Origin of the sequence: Salipiger sp. HF18 (genome assembly GCF_011806505.1) — a bacterium.
Lineage (GTDB): Bacteria > Pseudomonadota > Alphaproteobacteria > Rhodobacterales > Rhodobacteraceae > Salipiger > Salipiger thiooxidans.
In genome coordinates this window covers 1-5,466 of sequence record NZ_JAATOS010000280.1, presented here as the reverse complement: position 1 = coordinate 5,466, position 5,466 = coordinate 1, and the positions used below count along the sequence as shown (strand labels likewise).

The following is a 5,466-nucleotide window of genomic DNA, read 5'->3' as shown; positions in this document are numbered from 1 at the left end:
CTCGATGCTGATCCCCGAGGTCGTGGGCTTCAAGCTGACCGGCGAGATGGTCGAGGGCACCACCGGCACCGACCTTGTGCTCAAGGTCGTCGAGATGCTGCGCGAGAAGGGCGTGGTCGGCAAGTTCGTGGAATTCTACGGCTCCGGCCTCGACAACCTGCCGCTGGCACAGCGCGCCACCATCGCCAACATGGCGCCCGAATACGGCGCCACCTGCGGCTTCTTCCCGATCGACGCCGAGACCATCCGGTATCTCGAGCAGACCGGCCGCGACAAGGACCGCATCGCGCTGGTCGAGGCCTATGCCAAGGAAAACGGCATGTGGCGGACAGCGGACTACGATCCGATCTACACCGACACGCTCGAGCTCGACATGGGGACCATCGTGCCGGCGATTTCCGGTCCCAAGCGGCCGCAGGACTACATCGCGCTCGACGGCGCGGGCCCGGCCTTCTCCAAGTTCGTCGAGGGCCTGCGTTCGGGCAAGGATGCGTCGGAAAGCTCCGAGGCGCGCTGGGAAGCCGAGGGCGGCGCCCCCGAGCCCGTCGACGTGCCCGGTGACAAAGGCCACCACAAGAAGGGCTGGTACAAGACCGAGGACGGCGCCCACCAGCTGCACGACGGCTCCATCGTGATCGCCTCGATCACCTCCTGCACCAACACCTCGAACCCCTACGTGATGATCGGCGCCGGCCTCGTCGCCCGCAAGGCGCGCGAGCTGGGGCTCAACCGCAAGCCGTGGGTGAAGACCTCGCTGGCGCCGGGCTCGCAGGTGGTGTCGGACTATCTCGAGGCCGCCGACCTGCAGAAGGATCTCGACGCCATCGGCTTCAACCTCGTGGGCTACGGCTGCACCACCTGCATCGGCAACTCCGGTCCGCTGGATGCGCCGATCTCGAAGGCGATCAACGACTACGACCTGATCGCCACCGCGGTGCTCTCGGGCAACCGCAACTTCGAGGGTCGGATCTCTCCGGATGTGCGCGCCAACTACCTCGCCTCGCCGCCGCTGGTGGTGGCCTACGCGCTGGTCGGCGACATGAACGTCAACATCGCGACCGATCCCATCGGCACCGACAAGGACGGCAACGACGTCTACCTCAAGGACATCTGGCCGTCGAACGCCGAGATCGCCGAACTGGTCGAGAAGACCGTGACGCGCGAGTCGTTCCAGTCCAAGTACGCCGACGTCTTCAAGGGCGACGAGAAGTGGCAGGCCGTCGAGGTGAACGGCGGCGAGACCTACGACTGGCCGGCGACCTCGACCTATGTGCAGAATCCGCCGTATTTCCAGGGCATGTCCAAGGATCCGGGCGTGATCACCAACATCGAGGGCGCCAAGGTGCTCGCGCTCCTGGGCGACATGATCACCACCGACCACATCTCGCCCGCGGGCTCGTTCAAGGAAAGCACCCCGGCCGGCCAGTACCTGATCGAACGGCAGGTGCCGGTGCGCGAATTCAACTCCTACGGCTCGCGGCGTGGCAACCACGAGGTGATGATGCGCGGCACCTTCGCCAACATCCGCATCAAGAACGAGATGCTGGACGGGGTCGAGGGCGGCTACACCAAGGGCCCGGACGGCAAGCAGACCTCGATCTACGAGGCCTCCATGGCCTACCAGGATCAGGGCACGCCGCTGGTGATCTTCGGCGGTGAACAGTACGGCGCGGGGTCCTCGCGCGACTGGGCGGCCAAGGGCACGGCGCTGCTGGGAGTAAAGGCGGTGATCGCCGAGAGCTTCGAGCGTATCCACCGCTCCAACCTCGTGGGCATGGGGGTCATTCCCTTCGAGTTCACCGGGGGCGACACCCGCAAGACACTGGGCCTCACCGGCGAGGAAACGGTCTCGATCACCGGGCTCGACAGCATCAGGCCGCTGGCCGAAGTCCCCTGCGAGATCACCTTCGCGGACGGCTCGACCAAGACGATCACGCTGAAATGCCGGATCGATACCGCGATCGAGAAGGAATACGTCGAGCACGGCGGCGTGCTGCACTACGTGCTCCGCGACCTCGCCCGCGCCTGACACGGACCTCGGCCCCGAGCCGACTCATCACCCCGCCGGTCCAAAGCCGGCGGGGTTTCTCATGTCCGCCACCCGCAGACACTGCGCCTCCCTCACCCCCCTGTCCCGAAACACCCTGCCCGCCCCCGGCCCCAGAGGCCCCCCGACCCCGCCCACCCCACGCCTTCCCTCCCCTCCCCCGACAAACTCCCGCCGGAGGCACCCGACGCCCGCCACGGGCACCAATCCCCGGCACCCGCGCCCCAACTTCATCTTGCCAGACAAACTCCCGCCGGAGGCATCCGACGCCCGCCACGGGCAGCCCGCTCCGGCAAGGACGCCGCCTCAGTCTGCGAGGTCAAACACCGTCTCTGCCACGTCCCGCCCGTTGACCTGCAGGATCACCGCATGCGGGCCCGGGTGCAGGCGGAAGGTGGTGGCGTCGCCCTTCATGCGGTGCCGCTTCTCGAGCCGCAGCGGCTTGCCCGGCGCCAGCTTGCCGGCGCGCAGCTTGAAGACCTTCTCGGCGCTGCCCGAAGGCCGGAAGAAGCGCAGGCGGTAATCGACCAGCACGGGCCCCGCCTCTGTCCCCCGCAGCTCGGCCACGACCCCGAGCTCTTCGCCGATGCGCACGCGCGGTGGCACACAAAGCGTCGCCGTCACCGGAAGGTCGGCGCGGTAGCCCAGCAAGGCCAGCGCCTCGGGGGCGCCGCGCTTCACTGCGGTGCGCAGGGCGTGGCGGGTCATCCAGTCGAGCTCACCCGGTGCCTGCCGCGCCTCGGCCTGCCAGGTCTGAAGGCGGTCGATCACTGCCTCGGGGTGCGGTCGGCTCAGGTCGTTGAGATGGTTCGCCACGGAGCGGGTGACGAAGCGCGTGGGATCGCCGTGCAGGGCATCGAGCAGCGGCAGCGGCGCCAGCGGGTCGAGGCGGATGCCGGTGCCCCACGGCAGGCGCGGGCGGGTCCCTTCCGAGACCAGCCGGCGCACGTGGTAGTGCGGATCCTCCACCCAGCCCGACATGCGCGCCAGTACCAGCTCGGGCCAGCGGTTCAGGAAGGGCCGGATGGCGTATTCCATCGAGAAGCGCTGCGTCGCCGCGTGGATCAGGTCGAGCGCGCGCTCGGGGGTCTCGAGCCCGTGGCGCGCGGCCAGGACGCCGTGCACGCCGTGGATGAAGCGGCCGAAATCGTCGTCGCCGCGGGTGGGATCGAGCGGCGGTGGCATCGCCGCCTCGAGCGCCTCGGCCATGGCGGGGAAGTCCCGCGGCAGCTGCTCCTCGAGCCCCTCCCCGAGCCCCCCAAACCGCGCGCGCCCGCCCCCCCCCCGGGAGCGCGGCAGCCCGGCCGCGAGGGGACCCCCGGCGTCGAAGCCGGGCAGCACCGCGAAATCCGCCGCGAGATCGGCGGTGCTTTGCGCGTTGAAGAGCTGGTCGGCGAGAGAGAACCCCGCGCCGCCGCCCTTGCCGTCAGGCCCCCGCGCCATGAGATGCCGGCTCGCGGACCGAGGCCCCGGGGAGGGGGCGCTGCCCCCGTCGCCTTGCGGCGACTCCCCCGGGATATTTATGGCCATTGGAAGGCCGGGACGCGGCGTCAGGGCGGGCCCGGTCAGATGGTTGCAAAGGTCTCGCCCCCGTCGAGCACAATGTTCTGCGCCACGATGTAGCCCGCGTGGTCCGAGCACAGGAAGGCGCACATCCTGCCGAATTCGGCCGGGTCGCCGTAGCGGCCGGCGGGGATGCCGGCGGCGCGGATCTTGCGGGCCTCGTCGCGGCTGATGCCGTCGCGCTCCATCACCAGGTCGTCCATCTGCACGATGCGGGCGGTGTCGTGCACGCCGGGCAGCAGGTTGTTGATGGTCACGCCCTTGTTGGCGATCTGCCGCGCGGTGCCGGCCACGAATCCGGTGAGCCCGGCGCGGGCCGAGTTCGAAAGGCCCAGCGGCAGCAGCGGCGCCTTGACCGAGCGCGAGGTGATGTTGACCACCCGGCCCCAGCCGCGCTCCATCATGCCGGGGATCAGCGTCTGCATGAGCGCGATGGGCGTCAGCATCGAGCCATCGAGCGCGTCGATGAAATCGTCGCGGTCCCAGTCAGTCCAGTAGCCCGGCGGCGGTCCGCCGGCGTTGGTCACGAGGATGTCGACCTGCCCCGCCGCCTCGAGCACCCGGGCGCGGCCCTCGGGGTCGACGATGTCGGCGGCCACGGTGATCACTTCGACGCCGTGGGCCGCGCGGATCGCCTCCGCCGCCTCCTCGAGCGGGCCCGCGCTGCGGGCGTTCATGATCAGCGTGCAGCCCGCCTCGGCCAGCGCCTCGGCACAGCCGAGCCCCAGCCCCCTGGACGAGGCGCAGACCAGCGCCCGCTTGCCGGAAATCTTCAGATCCATCGCTTGTTCGCTCCTTTGTCGTGTCCCCCGGCCGCGCGTCTGCGCGTGTGGCCGCGGGAGGGTCGTCCCATTTGATGACACATTCGGGTGGCATTCAATGGGGCGCGGCTGCCGACGGCTGCGACCGAGGAGGACTTTGACCGCGGCGTCTTTCGTCGGGCGCGTCGCGGGGCCTTGTCACCGGCGGCGGGGGGCGGCACCTTGGGCGGCGGCGCTGGCTGCACGTCCTCGAGGCAGCTGAGGCGCGAGGCGGATGTATCGGGCAGGACGAGGGATCGGGACGTGGCGGCAGGGACGGAAGAGGCGAGGTATCGTGCGGCGCACAGCGTCGGAGTCTACCGTGCCGAGCAGATCCGCGTCGTCAACGGTGCCAATCTCGGTGACGGTCTTGGCCTTGCCGAGGACATGCTGCCCGACGACATTTACCGGGTCTCGCCGCTGGCGTCCCTGCGCAGGCTCGCGGTGCGGCCGTCCAGCGCCCCGCCCTTCGGCATCGGGCCCGGCGAGATCGGCACCGACGGCGCGGCGCTGCATCTCGACTGCGTGCTGACCTTCATGTGCGGCGACGGCCAGACCTCCGAGGGGCTGATGCTGGTCGAGACCGATGCGGAGGGCAACATCGCCGACCTGTTCTTCCTGCCGCTGGGCGAGATGACCGCCCGGCAGGACTACGCCCTGGTGGGGATAAGCCGCGACGGCGCGCTGCAGAAATTCGCGCAGGCGGCCTGCGTCTCCTTCACCCGCGGCACGATGATCACGCTGGCCTCGGGCGAGCAGCGGCGGGTCGAGGATCTGGCCGTGGGCGACCGCGTGCTGACCCGCGACGACGGCCCGCAGCCGCTGCGCTGGATCGGCCAGCACACGGTACGCGCGGTCGGCGCTTTCGCCCCGGTCCTGATCCGGGCGGACGCGCTCAACAACGCGGGCGATCTCGTGGTGAGCCCGGACCACAGGCTCTTCATCTACCAGCGCGAGGACCGGTTGGGCGCGGGGCGCCCGGAGGTGCTTGTTACCTCTCTCCCCCTCGTGAACGGCGACAGCATCCGCCGCGTCGGGGGCGGCTTCGTCGAGTAT

Annotated in this window: 4 protein-coding genes; 2 read left to right on the top strand and 2 right to left on the bottom strand. The window is 69.9% G+C overall.

The genetic code is table 11. The annotated features are described in order from the left end of the window. Window positions 1-2,029, top strand: a 2,029-nt coding sequence (acnA, locus tag HC022_RS18425) for an aconitate hydratase AcnA (RefSeq protein WP_167453397.1), incomplete at its 5' end; no start/stop codon positions are given. Window positions 2,030-2,353: 324 nt separating this feature from the next. On the opposite strand, the gene HC022_RS18420 is transcribed toward acnA, so the two are convergent. After that, entirely contained in the window at window positions 2,354-3,490 is a 1,137-nt protein-coding gene (locus tag HC022_RS18420; RefSeq protein WP_167453396.1) for a hypothetical protein, read from the bottom strand. 122 nt (window positions 3,491-3,612) lie between these two features. Next, window positions 3,613-4,392 (bottom strand): SDR family oxidoreductase, encoded by a 780-nt coding sequence (locus tag HC022_RS18415; RefSeq protein ID WP_167453395.1) that lies wholly within the window; start codon window positions 4,390-4,392, stop codon window positions 3,613-3,615. A gap of 282 nt (window positions 4,393-4,674) precedes the next feature. Between HC022_RS18415 and HC022_RS29885 the strand changes: the two genes are divergently transcribed. Beyond that, window positions 4,675-5,466 (top strand): Hint domain-containing protein (locus tag HC022_RS29885; protein ID WP_368484697.1); only part of this gene is annotated, 792 nt, incomplete at its 3' end.